The sequence below is a fragment of the Clostridium sp. JNZ X4-2 genome, from assembly GCF_054889485.1.
In genome coordinates, this window is the sequence record NZ_CM142685.1 from 3,219,750 (window position 1) to 3,236,751 (window position 17,002).

General features: G+C 34.5%; 15 protein-coding genes, 1 tRNA gene, 1 riboswitch and 1 other annotated feature. Of the genes, 8 read left to right on the top strand and 8 right to left on the bottom strand.

Going from position 1 to position 17,002, the window contains the following annotated elements; genetic code table 11:
* The first annotated feature begins 73 nt into the window (after positions 1–73).
* The 6 genes from ACYUJ6_RS15485 to leuS all read left to right on the top strand — a co-directional run bounded on the left by ACYUJ6_RS15485 (position 74) and on the right by leuS (position 5,595).
* Positions 74–604, top strand: coding sequence for a class IV adenylate cyclase (locus tag ACYUJ6_RS15485; RefSeq protein WP_461843597.1), 531 nt, complete (start codon positions 74–76; stop codon positions 602–604).
* Positions 605–642: 38 nt separating this feature from the next.
* Entirely contained in the window at positions 643–1,521 is an 879-nt protein-coding gene (locus ACYUJ6_RS15490) for a DUF5685 family protein (protein WP_461843598.1), read from the top strand.
* Complete coding sequence (locus ACYUJ6_RS15495; RefSeq protein WP_461843599.1) at positions 1,505–2,095, top strand: J domain-containing protein; 591 nt, start codon at positions 1,505–1,507, stop codon at positions 2,093–2,095. The genes ACYUJ6_RS15490 and ACYUJ6_RS15495 overlap by 17 nt, the downstream gene beginning before the upstream one ends.
* Before the next feature lie 23 nt (positions 2,096–2,118).
* A complete protein-coding gene (locus ACYUJ6_RS15500; RefSeq protein WP_461843600.1) occupies positions 2,119–2,637 on the top strand; it encodes a hypothetical protein in 519 nt (172 codons plus the stop codon).
* Between the two features lie 78 nt (positions 2,638–2,715).
* Positions 2,716–2,790: transfer RNA gene (locus ACYUJ6_RS15505), tRNA-Gln, on the top strand.
* A gap of 102 nt (positions 2,791–2,892) precedes the next feature.
* Positions 2,893–3,100, top strand: a binding site (T-box leader).
* A gap of 62 nt (positions 3,101–3,162) precedes the next feature.
* The gene (gene leuS / locus ACYUJ6_RS15510) at positions 3,163–5,595 is read left to right on the top strand and encodes a leucine--tRNA ligase (protein ID WP_461843601.1); all 2,433 of its coding nucleotides are present in this window, start codon (positions 3,163–3,165) and stop codon (positions 5,593–5,595) included.
* A gap of 88 nt (positions 5,596–5,683) precedes the next feature.
* On the opposite strand, the gene ACYUJ6_RS15515 is transcribed toward leuS, so the two are convergent.
* From ACYUJ6_RS15515 to ACYUJ6_RS15535, 5 genes are all read right to left on the bottom strand, one after another.
* On the bottom strand, positions 5,684–6,472 hold the full coding sequence (locus tag ACYUJ6_RS15515; RefSeq protein ID WP_461843602.1) for a GTP pyrophosphokinase: 789 nt from the start codon (positions 6,470–6,472) through the stop codon (positions 5,684–5,686).
* Positions 6,473–6,697: 225 nt separating this feature from the next.
* Positions 6,698–7,390 carry a metallophosphoesterase gene (locus tag ACYUJ6_RS15520; protein WP_461843603.1) on the bottom strand — a complete coding sequence of 231 codons (693 nt, stop codon included), beginning with the start codon at positions 7,388–7,390 and terminating at the stop codon, positions 6,698–6,700.
* 4 nt (positions 7,391–7,394) lie between these two features.
* Positions 7,395–7,658, bottom strand: coding sequence for an EscU/YscU/HrcU family type III secretion system export apparatus switch protein (locus tag ACYUJ6_RS15525; RefSeq protein ID WP_461843604.1), 264 nt, complete (start codon positions 7,656–7,658; stop codon positions 7,395–7,397).
* Positions 7,659–7,753: 95 nt separating this feature from the next.
* Positions 7,754–9,511: a hypothetical protein gene (locus tag ACYUJ6_RS15530; RefSeq protein ID WP_461843605.1), complete on the bottom strand. Its 1,758-nt coding sequence runs from the start codon at positions 9,509–9,511 to the stop codon at positions 7,754–7,756.
* A gap of 126 nt (positions 9,512–9,637) precedes the next feature.
* A complete protein-coding gene (locus tag ACYUJ6_RS15535; RefSeq protein WP_461843606.1) occupies positions 9,638–10,264 on the bottom strand; it encodes an ECF transporter S component in 627 nt (208 codons plus the stop codon).
* 99 nt (positions 10,265–10,363) lie between these two features.
* Positions 10,364–10,480, bottom strand: a riboswitch (FMN riboswitch).
* A gap of 152 nt (positions 10,481–10,632) precedes the next feature.
* Between ACYUJ6_RS15535 and ACYUJ6_RS15540 the strand changes: the two genes are divergently transcribed.
* A complete protein-coding gene (locus ACYUJ6_RS15540) occupies positions 10,633–10,893 on the top strand; it encodes a glutaredoxin family protein (RefSeq protein WP_461843607.1) in 261 nt (86 codons plus the stop codon).
* Between the two features lie 87 nt (positions 10,894–10,980).
* On the opposite strand, the gene ACYUJ6_RS15545 is transcribed toward ACYUJ6_RS15540, so the two are convergent.
* Positions 10,981–13,134, bottom strand: a complete 2,154-nt coding sequence (locus ACYUJ6_RS15545; protein WP_461843608.1) for a Tex family protein — start codon at positions 13,132–13,134, stop codon at positions 10,981–10,983.
* 120 nt (positions 13,135–13,254) lie between these two features.
* Between ACYUJ6_RS15545 and ACYUJ6_RS15550 the strand changes: the two genes are divergently transcribed.
* Positions 13,255–14,592 (top strand): M28 family metallopeptidase, encoded by a 1,338-nt coding sequence (locus tag ACYUJ6_RS15550; RefSeq protein WP_461843609.1) that lies wholly within the window; start codon positions 13,255–13,257, stop codon positions 14,590–14,592.
* Here ACYUJ6_RS15550 and ACYUJ6_RS15555 read toward each other — a convergent pair.
* A complete protein-coding gene (locus ACYUJ6_RS15555; RefSeq protein ID WP_461843610.1) occupies positions 14,569–15,816 on the bottom strand; it encodes an MFS transporter in 1,248 nt (415 codons plus the stop codon). The two genes, ACYUJ6_RS15550 and ACYUJ6_RS15555, sit on opposite strands and share 24 nt — an antisense overlap.
* Positions 15,817–15,890: 74 nt before the next feature.
* Positions 15,891–16,998, bottom strand: a protein-coding gene (prfB, locus tag ACYUJ6_RS15560; protein ID WP_461843611.1) for a peptide chain release factor 2 whose coding sequence is annotated in 2 segments (ribosomal slippage) — positions 15,891–16,919 and positions 16,921–16,998 — 1,107 coding nt in all. Because the reading frame shifts where the segments join, the coding sequence is not laid out codon by codon here.
* Between the last annotated feature and the right edge of the window lie 4 nt (positions 16,999–17,002).

The following is a 17,002-nucleotide window of genomic DNA, read 5'->3' on the forward strand; positions in this document are numbered from 1 at the left end:
AATTAATTTTTTGCAGCTTGTTTTTATGGTATAATTCAATAGTAGTGTTCTATGCAGGGAGATGAATTTTCTCATGGAAGAGTGTGAAACCAGAATACTAAAAATAGATCCTGAGGATATACGCATGAAATTAAAGGGCGCTGCCGCCTTAAAGGTCAAGATGGAAAATCAGATAAATTATATATATGATTTTGAAGATGGAAGACTGATAAACAGCAGGGGTTATGCCCGTATAAGGGTTGTGGAGGATCTAATACATAATTCCAGACATTTTTATATGACTACAAAAAAACTGCTCAGTCAGGATACATATAAAATAATGGAAGAAAATGAAACAGAAATATTGAATCCTGAAGCCGGGAAAAAAATTTTTAAATCTCTGGGACTGAGATTGCTGCAGTCCATAAAAAAATACAGGGAAAGCTACAGATACAGGAACAGCCTAATTGAGATTGACATAAATGACAAATCCTTTTGTCCTTTTGCCTACGTTGAAATAGAAACCAAAAATGACGAAGATCTCTTTAAAATAGTGAATTTACTGGGTTATTCCATGGAAGATACCACCTCGGAAACCATATATGAAATACTGCACAAGGCATGAAATACTCTATAGTTTAAAATACAAGAACAGGTGAATGTATGTTTGGTTATGTAACTCCTTATAAAATGGAGCTTAAAATAAAAGATTACGAAAAATTCAAGGCATATTATTGTGGATTATGCAGATCAATAAAGCACAACCTTGGAAATGTGCCCAGAGTTTTTTTAAACTATGACATGACTTTTCTGGCAATACTTCTGGATTCTCTGGAAGATGGAAGACAAAACTACGAGAAGGAAAGATGTGTCCTCCATCCCATGAAGAAAAAAGTGATTTTAAAGGATAGTAAAGCTTTGGAATATGCAGCTTTCTGCAATATATCCCTTGTCTATTTCAAGCTTCTGGACGATGCCAGCGACGATATGTCCTTTTCAAGCAGGATACTTTCGTTTTACTTAAAAAGATATCTGAACAAAATGCCGGAGAATTTCAAGAAAAACTTCACATACATGAGCTGTAAACTCAAAAATTTATACGATCTTGAAAAGAATTCGAAAAATAAGTCCATAGACGTACTGGCACATCCTTTTGGAGAACTTACAGGTTTTATACTGAGTTCTTTTAAAGATGGGGAATTTAAGGATAAGATATATTCTCTCGGATATAATCTGGGAAAATGGATATATATTATAGATGCACTGGATGATTTGAATACAGACATGTATCATGAAAAATTCAACGCCATAGAGCACTGTTTTAACTGTAAAAATCTGCATTTCAAAGAATTCTCCAAAGAAGTAGAACCCAGGATAGATTTTATTTTGGGCATATGTGCTGCACAGTGCATGAATGCTTTCAATGAACTTCCTGTAAAAAGAAATGAGGAGCTTCTTTACAATATACTGCAGTATGGACTTTTAGATAAAATGGATAAAGTTTTTAGAAGGGGCGTTTACAAAGATGAGAAATCCATATGAAGTACTGGGAGTAAAACAAAATGCTTCAAAAGATGAAATAAAAAAAGCTTACAGAAATCTGGCTAAAAAATACCATCCTGATCAGTATGACAACAATCCGCTGAGGGATCTGGCCGAAAGCAAGATGGCTGAAATAAATGAAGCCTATGATTACCTGATGAAAAATGGCTCCAACAGCACATATAATAGTACAAATGGCAATACCTACAGCGGAGACAACTTCACCATGTATCAATCTGTGGAAAATGACATCTCCAATGGTAATTTTAAAAATGCCGAGTCCACACTTAATGGAATAAATACAAGAGATGCCGAGTGGAATTATCTAATGGGAATTTTGAATATGAGAAGGGGCTGGTATAATGATGCCTATAATAATTTAAGCACCGCCTGCAGACTGGAACCCAATAATTTCAAGTATCAAAGTGCATTCAACAAATTATCGGGAATGAATAATTCCTACAGACAGCCTTATTATGGAAATCAAAGAAGAGATCCTGACATATGTAATATTTGTGCTACATTATACTGTCTGGATTGTCTTTGCGGCGGTGGAGACTGCGGCGGATGTTAATAAAATAACGAGGTGATTTTAAAATGGCAGAAAAAACAAATACCGCTTCCAATATAGCTAAAGGGGGACTTTTAACTACTATTGGAGTTATTCTGGTGTATATAAGCGGCATAGTTCCTTTAAACAAAGGTTCACTACTGGTTTTGTCTTCCTTGCTTATCCCCCTGGGTGTATTGATTACGGATTTGAAAAATGCCTTTACAATTTATGCTGCCACTTCCATCTTATCCCTGCTCATATGTGGACTTAAAATGGCAGTAATCTCTTATATAATATTTTTTGGCCTTTATGGACTTGTTAAATATTATATTGAAAAATTGGGAAAACTGCCTTTTGAAATCATATTGAAGCTGATTTTTTTTAACTTATGTATAGCTTTGCTGTTTTTAATATACAGCCTGTTTTTTCCCGAGCTTTTAAAAATAAAATTTCCTCTGTATATAGTTATAATAGGAGTACAGATAGTATTTTTGATATATGATTATCTATTAACCCTATTTATAAATTATATAGATAAATATATCTTAAGAAGACTTAAATAATACAAATTTTACTCTATTATGCTATTGACATATAAATTTTTGATGATATAATATTGAGTGTTGAGATTCACATAATGTTGCCCATTAGCCAAACGGTAAGGCACCTGTCTCTGGAACAGGCATGTGTTGGTTCGAATCCAGCATGGGCAGCCATAAGAGAACTCTTTATTCAAAGGGTTCTTTTTTAAAATAAGTTTTTAAATTATTTCTTGACAAAGTATTACTTAATATTATAAAATGTGAAATAAACCAATATATGTAGCTTTGAAGAAGGAGTAGTAGTATTTATACCACTAAAAGAGAACTGTTGTCAGGTGAAAAACAGTGTGAGGATGATATGAACTCACCTTAAGAGCTTATCTGAAAAAATCAGGTACGGTAAAAAGCCGTTATTTTTTAAGGGAAACCAGTTTACTGGTTTAATTAGAGTGGTACCGCGGGAGCTTGGCTTTTCGTCTCTTAAAATTTAAGAGATGAAAAGCTTTTTTAATTTTATCTGAGATTAAAAGCAAAGGAGAAGATTTTATGTACAGTGTTAAAGTTGATAAAAAGTGGCAAGAAAAATGGGAAAAGACAAATCTTTATAAATTTGATGAGAATCATGTGGATAATAAATTATATGTTTTAGAGATGTTTTCCTATCCATCCGGGAGCAAATTACATGCCGGTCATTGGTTTAACTATGCCCCTGTAGATTCCTGGGCCAGGTTAAAAAAAATGCAGGGATATAATGTATTCCAACCTATGGGATTCGATGCATTTGGCCTTCCTGCTGAAAACTATGCTATAAAAACTGGAATTCACCCAAAAGATTCTACTGAAAAAAATATTAAAACCATGGAAACCCAGCTTAAATCCATGGGAGCAATGTTCAACTGGGAAAATGAAGTTATTACCTGCCATCCTGATTATTATAGATGGAACCAATGGCTATTTATACAGCTGTATAAACACGGATTGGCCTATAGAAAAAATGCACCTGTAAACTGGTGTCCCAGCTGCAAAACAGTACTTGCCAATGAACAGGTGAAGGAAGGCTGCTGTGAGCGCTGCGGCACTGAAGTCACTAAAAAGGATTTAACACAATGGTTCTTTAAAATTACTGACTATGCAGAAGAGCTCCTCCAGGATCTGGATAAAATAGATTGGCCATCAAAAACAAAAGCCATGCAGAGACACTGGATAGGCAAATCTACAGGTACAAATGTTACCTTCAAGGTAGTAGATTCTGCCATAGAATTCAGTGTATTTACAACAAGGGTTGATACCCTGTTTGGTGTTACCTATGTAGTTATATCTCCTGAAAACAACCTGGTTGATAAAATAACTAAAGAAGCCTACAGAGACAAGGTGGAAAAATATAAAGAACTGGCTAAAAAACAGACTGAGATTGAGAGACAGTCAATTACAAGAGAAAAAACCGGTGTATTCACTGGTTCTTATGCTGTAAATCCTATAAATGGGAGAAAGGTTCCTATATGGGTAGGAGATTATGTACTCAGCACTTACGGTACTGGTGCCGTAATGGCAGTTCCAGCCCATGATGAAAGAGATTTTGAATTTGCTACAAAATATAAATTGCCTATTGAAAGAGTTATAGCTGGAGGAGATTCCCTTCCATATGTACAATATGGCAAGATGATTAACAGTGGTAAATTCAATGGATTGTCCACCGTAGATGGTAAAAAGGCCGTAACCGAGGAACTGGAGAAAATTGGCCTGGGTTCCGGAAAAGTAAATTACAGGCTGAGGGACTGGCTGGTATCAAGGCAGAGGTACTGGGGAACTCCTATTCCAGTAGTTTATTGTGAAAAATGCGGAATAGTCCCGGTACCAGAGGATCAACTTCCAGTAGAACTCCCTTACAATGTGGAATTTTCCCCTGATGGGAAATCTCCTCTTTTAAAATCAAAGGAATTTATAAACACCACCTGTCCCCACTGCGGAGGGCCTGCAAGAAGAGAGGCTGACACCCTGGATACCTTTGTATGCTCTTCCTGGTATTACTTGAGATATGCCGATAATAAAAACAGTACAAAGGCTTTTGATAAAGATAAGATAGATAAAATGCTTCCTGTAGATATGTATGTAGGCGGACCTGAACATGCATGTATGCATCTCCTGTATGCCAGATTTATCACTAAAGCACTTAGAGACATGGGCTTTTTAAACTTTGATGAACCCTTCCTGTCTTTAAGACATCAGGGCATAATACTTGGGCCTGATGGTCAGAAAATGAGTAAATCCAAGGGCAATACCATATCTCCTGACAGCTGTATACAGCAATACGGATCAGATGTGTTTAGAATGTATCTGATGTTCGGCTTTGATTACTCCGAAGGCGGCGCCTGGAGTGAAGACGGAATCAAGTCCATGAATAGATTCATAGATAGAATAGAAAGACTTATTAATTCAACAAAGGATGCCCTTAAAAATAAAGATGGCAATAAAACCTCCATGGATAATGCGGAAAGAGAATTAAATTATATAAGGAATTTTGCAATAAAATCCGTATCGGAAGATACTGCTAAATTTCAGTTTAATACTGCTATTGCCAGAATTATGGAGTTTACAAATGGGCTTTCCAGGTACATCCAGGAGGATAAAAAAAATCTGTCCTTTTTAAAAGACAGCATACTTGACTTTATAAAGATCCTGGCTCCCTTTGCTCCCCATTTTTCAGAAGAACAATGGTGTAATATGGGCATGGAATACTCCATATTCAATCAAAAATGGCCTGAATTCAATGCTGATGCACTTATAAAAGATGAAGTGGAAATAGCTATTCAAATAAACGGCAGGATAAAAGCCAAGATAAATATACCTACAAATTTAAATGAAAAAGAAATAAAGGAATTATCTCTTTCAAATGACAATGTGAAACCTTTGCTGAAAGGTAAAGATTTAAAGAAAGTCATAGTAGTAAAGGGAAGACTTGTAAATATAGTTGCAAAATAATACAATAACAGCGGGCAGCTCATTTTAACTGTCCGCTTATCATATTCAGTTCTGAGCTCCCCCTCATTACCTCAGTATAAGTTTACTATTATCTGTAAATCTGCAGCAGTTTTTCTGTGGAACGTAATAAATTTACCAGTTCAAAAACTTCCCCTTCTTCGGTCAATCTGTTTAATTGTACCTGATACCTGGTAGCTTCGGCTAATTTACCCATGGATGACAAAGTCAGTATATTGTTCATTATATCCGAAACCAAACTGGACTTTACTTCAAACAACTTCTGGGCATCTTTTATTTCATCCTTAATTTCAAGCATTTGTTTGTCAAGTTGAAATGCAGCATCAGCTGCACTTTTAAGTTTCAGTTTAATTGCATCCGGTATATCATGTTTATATTTATAATTCAGAGAATGTTCTGCCGTAGCCCAAAAATTCATGGCTAAGGTCCTTATTTGAAATTCAGCCAGTATTTCTATTTCTCCATCCGACATATTGACGGGATATTTAATTACCATATGATAACTTCTGTAACCACTTTCTTTTACATCAGTAATATAGTCCTTCTCATACATTATCTGCATGTCTTTTCTGTTTCTTACTATATTGACCACCTTTTCTATGTCATCTACAAACTGACACATTATTCTAATGCCTGCTATATCTTCCATTTCATATCCTATCCTGTCTAATGGTATGTTAAACTTAGTTGCCTTCTCCAATATGCTGGATATTTCCTTTACTCTTCCTGTAATAAACTCTATTGGCGAATATTCATTTTTTCTTCTGTACTCTTTTCTTATGCTTTTAAATTTTACTTTAAGCTCCTCAACAGCTTGATTATATGGTAGTAAAAATGTTTTCCATTCTCTTATTGCCACATAAATCACCCCTAACAGATATTATAAAATTAATGACATAGTACAATAATACTATTATATCAAGAATATGGAAAGCAACAAAACTATGATTTTCTCTGAATTTTTGATATAACAATAACAAGATCTAGCTTATATTACAAATTTATATGCTTGATAATAGAGATTATACAATATGTCTAGGAATCTCCACAACCGAAAAATTCAGGCTACAAGACAGGACAAAACTCATTTGCATATTATTTTTCTGGGATCAAAATCTATATAATCTGCAGAAGTCAATATATACTCCACTCCGTTTAAAATTCCTGTTACAGCCTTTAAAGAAGCTTCTCCATGAAGATGCCCATATATAACCTTTTCCACTCCATACTCTTCAAATATATCCCTAAATCCCGAGTTCATGAACTTTTCACCTATAGGCGGATAATGGATCATAATTATAAATTTACTATATCCGGCTTCTGCAGCAGAATCCAATGAATTTCTCATTCTCATAAGTTCCCTGTTATATATTTTTTCATCATGCTGGGAAAAATTTTCACTGCCAGGACAGTTCCATCCCCTGGTGCCGCACAATGCATAATCTTTATATGTGAAAAAATTGTTCTGTATAAAATTCATATTCTCATACAGATTATTCAACTTTGTAATTCCTGTCCACCAATAGTCATGGTTTCCCTTTATCATTATCTTTTCCCCGGGGAGATGATGAATCCAATCCAAGTCCAAAAAACCATTTCCTATATTCATGGACCAGGATATATCTCCTGCTATAAGTACTGTATCTTCACAAGTTATCTTATTATTCCAGTTTAATTCTATCTTTTTATGATGCCCAATCCAATTATCCCCAAAGATGTCCATGGGCTTGCTGCCAGTCATGTCCAGATGTAAATCCGATATTGCAAATAAAGCCAAATAATCACCTTCCTATATTTTTATCTATATCTATTACATATGCTATGACTTTCGCCACTGCATCATATAATGCAACAGGTATATCATCCCCTATATCTATATTGCTCAAGAGATCGGCAAGCTCCTTATCATAAACTATAGGTACACTGCTTTCTCTTGCCTTATTCAATATATTATCCGCTATCTTGCCTATACCTGCAGCAGTAATTATAGGTGCATCATAACCCTCTTCATATTTTAAAGCCGCTGCTTTTTTTCTCTCATTCATTTTTGCTCCTTTCCCTTACCCCGGATGGATACATTTTTTCACTGCGCCCATGAAGTACAGGGAAAAATGTCTTGGCCCTGGAAAAACGAATTAAATCAGACTCTGGTATTAAGTATGCCTATATCATTATCCTCAAAGAATTCCCTGCAGGTTGATATGTTCATTTCTTCCACTTTTTCATGAAATTTAACATCTATATTATAACCTACATCTGATAAGCTCTCTAGTATTTTTTTATGTTCCCTGTCCAATAAACCAAGCCATTTTTTACTGCATTTAATATCTATATCCATGTCATGATTATTTACAGCCAAATAGGCATCCACTACACCCATGTTTTCAGTATTTATGGAAGCAGCTATTTTAACATTTGTGGAGTCTATTTTTTTACCCTTTTTTCTTTCATCTTTAATCATAAGCTTGCATTGATAATCCTCATGATTCAGGTTAATAGGCAAATCCATATAATAATATGAGTTGGAAATGGTGTTAAATATCTTGAAATCATTTATATTATTGTTTAATATGCGGACTATATCTTCACTAGCTTCACTCTTACCGCTGTTTTTCTGTTCCAAAATTCCCCTTATGATGTCTTTCATATCATTGGTCTTTATATCTACCTGAGCTTTTATCTGTTTTTCAATTTGCTCTATATCGTTTTGTTTTATCATGCTGTTGCCATGAGAAATATGAGGTATGATTTTGTCTTTTACAAGAGAAGTCAAAATACTGCCTAAATGATCTTTCCCCATATTTTTCTGCCTGTTGTCCTCCGGGATGTTTTTATATATCTGTGTGTCATCACCCGTTTCAATGGGTTTATTTTTTATGCTGCTTTCTCCTTTCAAAGTCACCTCGCCACTTTTTAAGGCTTCCCCTCCTTTTAAAGTTCCATCACCCTTTAAGTCTTTCACCTCATGAATTTCTTGATTATCTGCCGATTTTTTTAAAATATCAGTTTTCACACTGCCATTGTTTTCTCCGCTTTGCTGTATGGCTGGTTGGTTTTTATTAACATTCACGCTGTTTTTATCAGTACTATCCATATTGTTTTCTTTTAAACTATTTAAGGCATTTTCAGCTTCATTCTGCAATTGGACATTTTCCAATATATTCTGCTGGACAATCTGCTTTGGTAAAAGCTGTCCTAGATTTTTAATCTCATTATATATAGTGCCCTGTTTTTTAAATACACTGTTAAAACTTTTTATATTGTTTTCACTTAATTCCATATTGTTTTCCAAAAAAGTCAGCAGATCATCCCTGCTCATACTTTTTAACTGATTGAAAAAACTTTTAAGGGTAGTGCTTATAGAACTGCCCTCCTGATGGTTAAGCGATATGTTTTTACTTAGTAAATACTTCTGTATAAACACATCTTCTTCCTCTGGGTTCTGCCTTATTTTATTTATAAAATCCAACGTACTCTTTATATTTGAAATATTATCCTTTGTAAGGGGTATGTCACGCTTCACCATTTTATCTATGAGCTCATAATCTTCATTACTGAGATTAAAATCATTTTCTTTAATGAATAGACTAACGGGATTCTTGTCCCCATTATTATGCTCCTGTTCCGGGTTCACAATTCTTAATTTAAGTTTTCCATTTTCAAATCCTTCTACTTCCAATCTTATCAGTTGATTTTCCAATACATTTTGAAAATTTTCTATTTCTCCGGAAAACTGCCAGCCGTCTAAAAGCTTTAAAAGTATTTCACCTGTGGACTTATTCAGCTGTACAACTCTAGCAGAAAATTTCTCTCCTATTTCAAAAGATAGTTTTGTGGATATCTTTCTGTTGTTCACATTATAGGTACTGTTTATATTCCATATTCCTGCCAAATTCATCACCCTTTATAATTTACTATAAAAATCTTCCCTTTAATCTATATATAATTTATCGTTCAAATCCCCTATTTCATAAATAAAAAAATCCGGGAATATCCCAGATCTTCTTATTATTAATTATATCCGTTAATTTTTATTTTCTGCCAGTTTCCCATCTTTTATCTGCTCCTGCTTCAATATTGGAGATACACTTTTATAAAGGACAAGTGTTAGGGCAGTAAGCGCTATTCCCTTTAACAGGTTAAATGGAATAATAGCAAATAGTACCAATGTATTCAAATCCGTTATACTTCCGTTTATCTTTCCTGCTACTGCTACCATTGCACTTATAGGGAAATTAAGTACTTTTTCATAAAGAGGAAGCAATATAAAATAATTTAACAGCGCAGCAGCTGCGGACATGGTGATGGTTCCAGCTCCCAGGCTGATCACAGCTGACTTTTTAGTCTTCTTTTTACTGTATATATATCCTGCTGTAAAAACCAGAACCGATCCTACTGCAAAATTGGCAACTTCTCCTATGAAAGCAGTCTTTCCATCAAATATTCCATGAAGTATGTTCTTTAAAAATTCTATGGCAATTCCAGCTCCTGGTCCCAATGCAAAAGTACCCATTAAAGCTGGCAGGTCACTTATATCAACTTTCAAAAAAGATGGAAATATTGGAATGGCAAACTCTATAAACATAAGCAGAAACCCTACTACCCCTAATAATGACACCTTGATCAACCTATTTAATTTGTTACCTTTCATGGTTAACACCCTCCTAAAACATTGAGTATAATCTACCAGGTGAATAAGCATAATAAAAAAACCTGATAAATAGAATATCAGGGCTTAATAAACATTATATTTTCACTTCTTCCATCCAGACTTTACTGTCGGCCTCGGAATTTCACCGAATCATACCACTTGTGGCTCGCGGGCTATACCGCCGGTGGGGAATCACACCCCGCCCTGAAGATTATCTTTTAAATTTTCAAATTTATTATAATACTTTTATCTATACATTGCAATAGGTTTTTTAGATCACATCATGAAAAATATAGTCTGTTGGTATATAATTAAATTGTAAAATGTAAATAATATTAGAAAAATATATAAAGTTGGGTGATGATAATATGAAACCTGTACACATGTTTGTTACAAGCTGGTGTCCCTATTGTAAACAGGCACTTTCATGGATGAATGAACTTCAGAGCAAAACTCCCGAATATAAAAATGTAGATGTAGAAATAATTGACGAAGAAAAGCAGCCTGAAATAGCTAAGAAATATGACTATTATTATGTACCTACATATTTTGTGGGAAATACTAAAATTCATGAGGGAGTTCCATCCAAGGAAATCATAAAAGAGGTTTTTGAAAAGTCCCTTCATTAGGGAAGATTATATTCATTAAAGGATTTAGTGTTTAAAATGCACTAAATCCTATTTTTATCTATGGTATACACTTAACCCTTGTTCCATTTATTTCATACTGAGAGAAATCCTCTTTCTCTTTTCATCAACATCAAGTACGGTTACCTGTACAATATCTCCCACCTGTACTACATCAAGGGGATGTTTTACAAATTTATCAGAAAGCTGACTTATATGCACCAGACCATCCTGATGTACTCCAATATCCACAAAGGCGCCAAAATCAGCTACATTTCTAACTGTACCTGTAAGCACCATTCCAGGTTTCAGCTGGTTAAGATCTACAATACCAGTTTTAAGCACTGGTTTTGGAAGTTCCTCCCTTGGATCTCTCCCTGGTTTTTTTATTTCCTTTATTATATCTTCCAGGGTAGGTATACCTACCTGCAGCTTTTCAGAAAGAGTTCCCATTCCCACTTTCTCAACCCGGTCATCTATATGGGAAATGCCTGACTTTTTAAGATCTTCTGCAGTATAACCAATGGTCTCCAGGAGTCCTCTTGCTGCATCATAGGATTCTGGATGCACCGAGGTGTTGTCTAAAGGATCGCTGCTTTCCATTACCCTCAAAAATCCGGCACACTGCTCAAATGCCTTGTCTCCAAGCCTTTTCACCTTTAAAAGCTCTTTCCTGTTTTTAAATTTTCCATTTTCCTCTCTATAAGCCACAATATTAGCTGCTATAGTTGAATTTATTCCTGATATATAAGATAAAAGAGCCGGTGTTGCTATATTCAAATCCACTCCTACACTGTTTACACAGTCTTCTACTACACCCCTTAAGGATTCATCCAGTTTTTTAGGAGCAACATCGTGCTGATACTGTCCTACCCCTATGGATTTAGGATCTATCTTCACAAGTTCCGCCAGCGGATCCTGGAGCCTTCTGCCTATGGATATGGCCCCTCTCAGAGATACGTTTATGTCCGGATATTCCTTTGCTGCAAGTTCAGATGCAGAGTAAATAGAAGCTCCTGCTTCAGATACTATTACATAATAAAGTTCTTTATCTTTCTCTTCCTTTACTTCTTTTATGAGCCTGCCAATGACTTCTTCAGATTCCCTGCTGGCAGTTCCATTCCCAAGGGATATTACATCCACATTACATTTATAGACTAAGTCTTTAAGTTTTCTTATGGAACCTTCTATGTCATTTTGAGGTGCAGTGGCATAAACTATGGCAGTATCAAGCAGCTTGCCTGTATCATCCAATACCGCAATCTTACATCCATTTCTAAATCCGGGATCATAGCCAAGTACATTTTTGCCTTTTATAGGAGGCTGCATTAAAAGAGCCTTTAAATTTGCCTTAAATATTTTTATTGCCCCTTCTTCTCCCTTGTCTGTAAGTTCTGATCTTATTTCTCTTTCAATAGAGGGATAAATAAGCCTTTTCAGAGAATCTTCCACACTTTTTTCTATATATGTATCAGTTATACTGTTGCCTTTCAGGCATTGATTTTTCAGATAGATAATTATATTGTCCATATCACAGATTATTTTTACGGATAAAACCTTTTCCTTTTCTCCTCTGTTTATTGCAAGTATTCTATGGGCAGGAATGGACTTTACAGCCTCTCTATAATCATAATACATTTCATAGGGTGTTGGTTCCTTGCTTTCACCTCTGGTTTCAATTATGCCGCTGTCATGGACAAATTTCCTTATCCACTTTCTATACTGAGCGTTGTCTGAAATAATTTCACTTATTATATCTACAGCACCATCCAGTGACTCATCTGCTGACTTTACCCCCTTTTCTTCATTTATAAACTGTTTTGCATATTGTTTTATATCCTCTTTAAAGTCTCCGCTTAAAATGACTTTTGAAAGTGGTTCCAGTCCCTTTTGTTTTGCAATAATAGCTCTGGTTCTTTTTTTAGGTTTGTAAGGTCTGTATATGTCTTCAACCTCTGTAAGGGTGGTGGATTTTTCTATTGATTTTTTTAAGTCTTCTGTAAGTTTATTCTGCTCTCCTATTATTCTTATTATATCTTCCTTTCTGGTTTTAAGGTTTCTAAGATATGTAAGCCTTTCCTCAAGCTTTCTTAAGATCACATCACTCATGCTTCCAGTGAGCTCTTTTCTATATCTGGCTATAAAGGGTACTGTGTTACCCGAATCTAAAAGCTCAATTACATTATTTATGTATTTTTTATTTACATCCAGCTCTAAAGCCAATGTATTTATTATATTATCCATGTTTTCCTCCTGATATCTTTTTGTTTGAAATAATATGGCTAAAAATATATTACAACAGTTATATACATTTTGGCAAATTAATATATTTATAAAGACATTAATTGAAGGGATTTATTTATAATGAAAAATTTCATACTGCATTTACTCCTGACTGTATTGTGCTTAATCTGCTCATTAAGCTTTCAATACTGCTATTTTATAACTCCCATGAATTCAAATGAGGTGAAAGACAACATATCCTATTTATCTTCTGACTCATTTAAAGGCAGACTTGCCGGAACTTTGGAAAACTACGAAGCAGTTACGTTTATAAAAAACTATTTTGAAAGTCAGCACCTTACTCCATATAAAGGCAGCTATCTGGAAGGCTTTAATGTTCTTTATCCCAAAAGAACAGCTGGCACACCCTACCTGAAAGTTCTGGATAAAAATGGTTTCATAGTAAAACAATATAAATACGGTGTGGATTATAAAGAGGACATGTTAAATTTTAAAGACAATAACATATCTTTTAAAAAAGCTGATATTCTCATGGAAAGAGGGAACAACTTTCAAATACATAAGGATAACAAATACTTTATATTCTATAATCCGGAGGATGATAATCTAAATTTCAGAAGTTCCTTTATTGCAAACTCCAGCCAGGACATGTATATAATGATAAAAAAGCAAACTGCCCGGGATATAAAAAAATATGTGGATTCAGGATGTGAAATCAGTTGTTTTATACCTTTCAAAAACGAACCAACTTCCATATACAATATAATAGGATACATAAAAGGAAAAAATCCAAATCTTCCGCCTCTTGTTTTATCTGCACATTTTGACCATCTTGGTACTGATTTATCCGGAAAAGTATACAGTGGTTCACTGGACAATGCCTCCGGCACTTCCTTTTTACTTGGACTTGTAAAATATATAAACTCTCTTGGAAGACCAGATAGAAATATAATAATTGCATCTTTTAATGCAGAAGAATTTGGATGTCTGGGTTCAAAAGAATTTGTCCAAAAATATTCAAATGATTTAAAAGGAAGTAAAGTAATAAATTTTGACATGATAGGAAGCAATAAAAAGATACCACTTACTATAATGGGGGGCAAATGGGATACAAAAAACTCAAATTTTATAAATGAAATAGCTAATTTATGCCGCAAAAACAAAGTGGACTTTAAATATACCTTTGAAAACTGCAGTGACCATGAATATTTCAGAGCTTATAATATAGATGCTGTAACCCTGTCAGATGAGGATATGTCAAAAATCCATACCCCCAAAGATAAGGAACGGTATATAAATGCACAATCCATAGACAGATGTTTTGACATGGTCTCAAAAGAAATTAAAAATTATGCTTTTAAAGATAATTTCTATGTTTTATATTGCCGCAATTTATTTATACTATCCCTCATAAGCCTGATTATAGTATCAAAGCTATGTATTAGCAGAAGTTTTTAAATGATTTTTTCTGGATTGAATAAAAAACACTATGCCAATAGTGACTAAAAATATGGCTAAACCACAGCTGAAAAATCCAAATTTCCCACCGAATCTTTCCATTACTATACCTGCAAAGGCACTCCCAAGAGGGGTGCTTCCTATATTTAAAAGAGAATATATGCTCATTACCCTTCCTCTATACTCATCTTCAGTATTAAATTGAAGTATGGTATTTGCTTTGTTTAAAAATGTAAGATTAAAAAATCCTATTAGTATGAAAATTATGCCTACAGATACATAGTTCCTTGTAAACAAAGTTATTATCTGCAAAATGGCAATTATGAAAGAATCTATAATAAGGTAGTATTTATTCTTGATTCTCCTGCCCTGACCTGCCATAAACATGGCTCCAAAAAGAGATCCTAGTCCTATAAGGCTTAGAAGTAAACTATAGACTTTAGAACTGCCATTCATCACTTCTTTTGCAAAAACAGGCACAATAACATTGCTGTTAAATGCAAAAGTACATACTATAGCCATTATAAACATGGTAGATACAATTATTCTCTTATTCATTGTATATATTATACCGTCTTTCAGATCCCTAAACAGGCTGGATTTTTTATTCTTAACTACAGGATTACCTTTGGTCTTTATTTTAACTACACCATATATTACAGGTATGAAGCTAAAAGCATTTATCAGAAAGCACTGAAGCACTCCAAAATCATCCATAAGTATTCCCGCTGCTGCAGGCCCAATTATACGTGACATATTAAATATAGTGGAATTTAGTGATATTGCATTGGGTAAATCACTTTTTCCCACAAGTTCAATAAAAAAGGACTGCCTTGTAGGCATGTCAAAACTTGTTATAATTCCATTTACAGCAGCCAGCGCTGCAAGTATCCAGTATTTGTTATCACCGCTATATACAAAAAAACTCAAGGTAAAAGCCTGAACCATATAACACACCTGAGTTATAAGAAGAATATTTTTCTTTGGATGTCTTTCCACTATGACACCGCTTAAAAGTGTTATCAAAAGTACGGGAGCATATTGAAACACACCTATAAGTCCAAGTAAGAAAGGAGAATTAGTTATTTTATAGACATACCAGCTTAAAGCCGTATTCTGAATCATAGTTCCCATAAGTGAGAGAAATTGTCCTGATAAAAAGTACCTGAAATCCCTGTGGTTAAGAGAAACAAAGGTGCCCTTAAATTTTATTCTAGTACCCATATTATTACAATCCTTTCGTAAATATTTAAAATTAAGATACTGTCAGATTTTTATCATCGGACAGTATCTTAATTTTATCTATTTGCCTGCTGTTGTAAATACTCTTTTATAAAATCATCTATGTTCCCATCCATTACAGAAGATATATTTCCGGTTTCTACACCTGTCCTATGATCCTTTACAAGGGTATAGGGATGAAATACGTAGGATCTTATCTGGCTTCCCCATCCCATGTCCTTCAGTTCTCCTGTTAAATCCTCTATCTTATCTTTATGTGCTCTTTCCTTTAGCTCCACCAGTTTTGACTTTAACATTCTCAGAGCCTGTTCTTTATTATAATGCTGACTTCTTTCATTTTGGCACTGTACAATTATGCCCGTAGGTATATGAGTTATTCTCACCGCAGATTCAGTTTTATTTACATGCTGTCCACCTGCACCGGAAGATCTGTAGGTATCAACTTTTAGATCCTCCGGCCTTATATTTATATCCTGGCTATCTGTAAGCTCAGGAAGCACTTCCACTGATGTAAAAGAGGTCTGTCTTTTCCCATTGGCATTAAAGGGGGATATCCTAACCAGACGATGAATTCCTTTCTCAGACTTTAAATACCCGTAGGCAAATTCCCCCATAATCCTCAGTGTAACACTTTTTATTCCTGCATCGTCAGCTTGAAGTATATCCAGAGTTTCAATTTTATAACCTTTTTTTTCTGCCCATCTTGTATACATCCTGAGGAGCATTTCCGTCCAATCCTGTGCATCCTTTCCTCCAACACCTACATGTAAATTTAGTATGGCATTATTTTTATCATACTCACCGCATAAAAGTATTTCCGTTTTAAATTTTTCTATGTTAAATTCAATATCTTTTATTTCATTTACAATGTCCTTAAGCAAAATACTCTCATCTTCCGATGCAATTTCAATTAAAACCCGGGCATCTTCTATCCTCTGCAATAAATTATTGTACTCACTGAGTTTATTCTCTAAATTTTTTTCTTCAGTGGATATTTTTTGTGCCTTTTGAGAATCATCCCAGAAACCAGCTTCCTGCATTTTCATTTGAAGCTCTTCTATTCTATTTTTAGAACCTTCTATGTCAAAGTGAATCCCTTATTTGTGTTATATTTTGTTCTAAACCGTCTAACTTATTCAAACTTTCTTCCAGCTGAAATATCATTTAA

Bases quoted from the DNA above. Each gene is read 5' to 3' on its own strand.
- ACYUJ6_RS15485 (WP_461843597.1), top strand. From the start codon at position 74: ATGGAAGAGTGTGAAACCAGAATACTAAAAATAGATCCTGAGGATATA.
- ACYUJ6_RS15490 (WP_461843598.1), top strand. From the start codon at position 643: ATGTTTGGTTATGTAACTCCTTATAAAATGGAGCTTAAAATAAAAGAT.
- ACYUJ6_RS15495 (WP_461843599.1), top strand. From the start codon at position 1,505: ATGAGAAATCCATATGAAGTACTGGGAGTAAAACAAAATGCTTCAAAA.
- ACYUJ6_RS15500 (WP_461843600.1), top strand. From the start codon at position 2,119: ATGGCAGAAAAAACAAATACCGCTTCCAATATAGCTAAAGGGGGACTT.
- leuS (WP_461843601.1), top strand. From the start codon at position 3,163: ATGTACAGTGTTAAAGTTGATAAAAAGTGGCAAGAAAAATGGGAAAAG.
- ACYUJ6_RS15525 (WP_461843604.1), bottom strand. From the start codon at position 7,658: ATGAATGAGAGAAAAAAAGCAGCGGCTTTAAAATATGAAGAGGGTTAT.
- ACYUJ6_RS15530 (WP_461843605.1), bottom strand. From the start codon at position 9,511: ATGAATTTGGCAGGAATATGGAATATAAACAGTACCTATAATGTGAAC.
- ACYUJ6_RS15535 (WP_461843606.1), bottom strand. From the start codon at position 10,264: ATGAAAGGTAACAAATTAAATAGGTTGATCAAGGTGTCATTATTAGGG.
- ACYUJ6_RS15540 (WP_461843607.1), top strand. From the start codon at position 10,633: ATGAAACCTGTACACATGTTTGTTACAAGCTGGTGTCCCTATTGTAAA.
- ACYUJ6_RS15545 (WP_461843608.1), bottom strand. From the start codon at position 13,134: ATGGATAATATAATAAATACATTGGCTTTAGAGCTGGATGTAAATAAA.
- ACYUJ6_RS15550 (WP_461843609.1), top strand. From the start codon at position 13,255: ATGAAAAATTTCATACTGCATTTACTCCTGACTGTATTGTGCTTAATC.
- ACYUJ6_RS15555 (WP_461843610.1), bottom strand. From the start codon at position 15,816: ATGGGTACTAGAATAAAATTTAAGGGCACCTTTGTTTCTCTTAACCAC.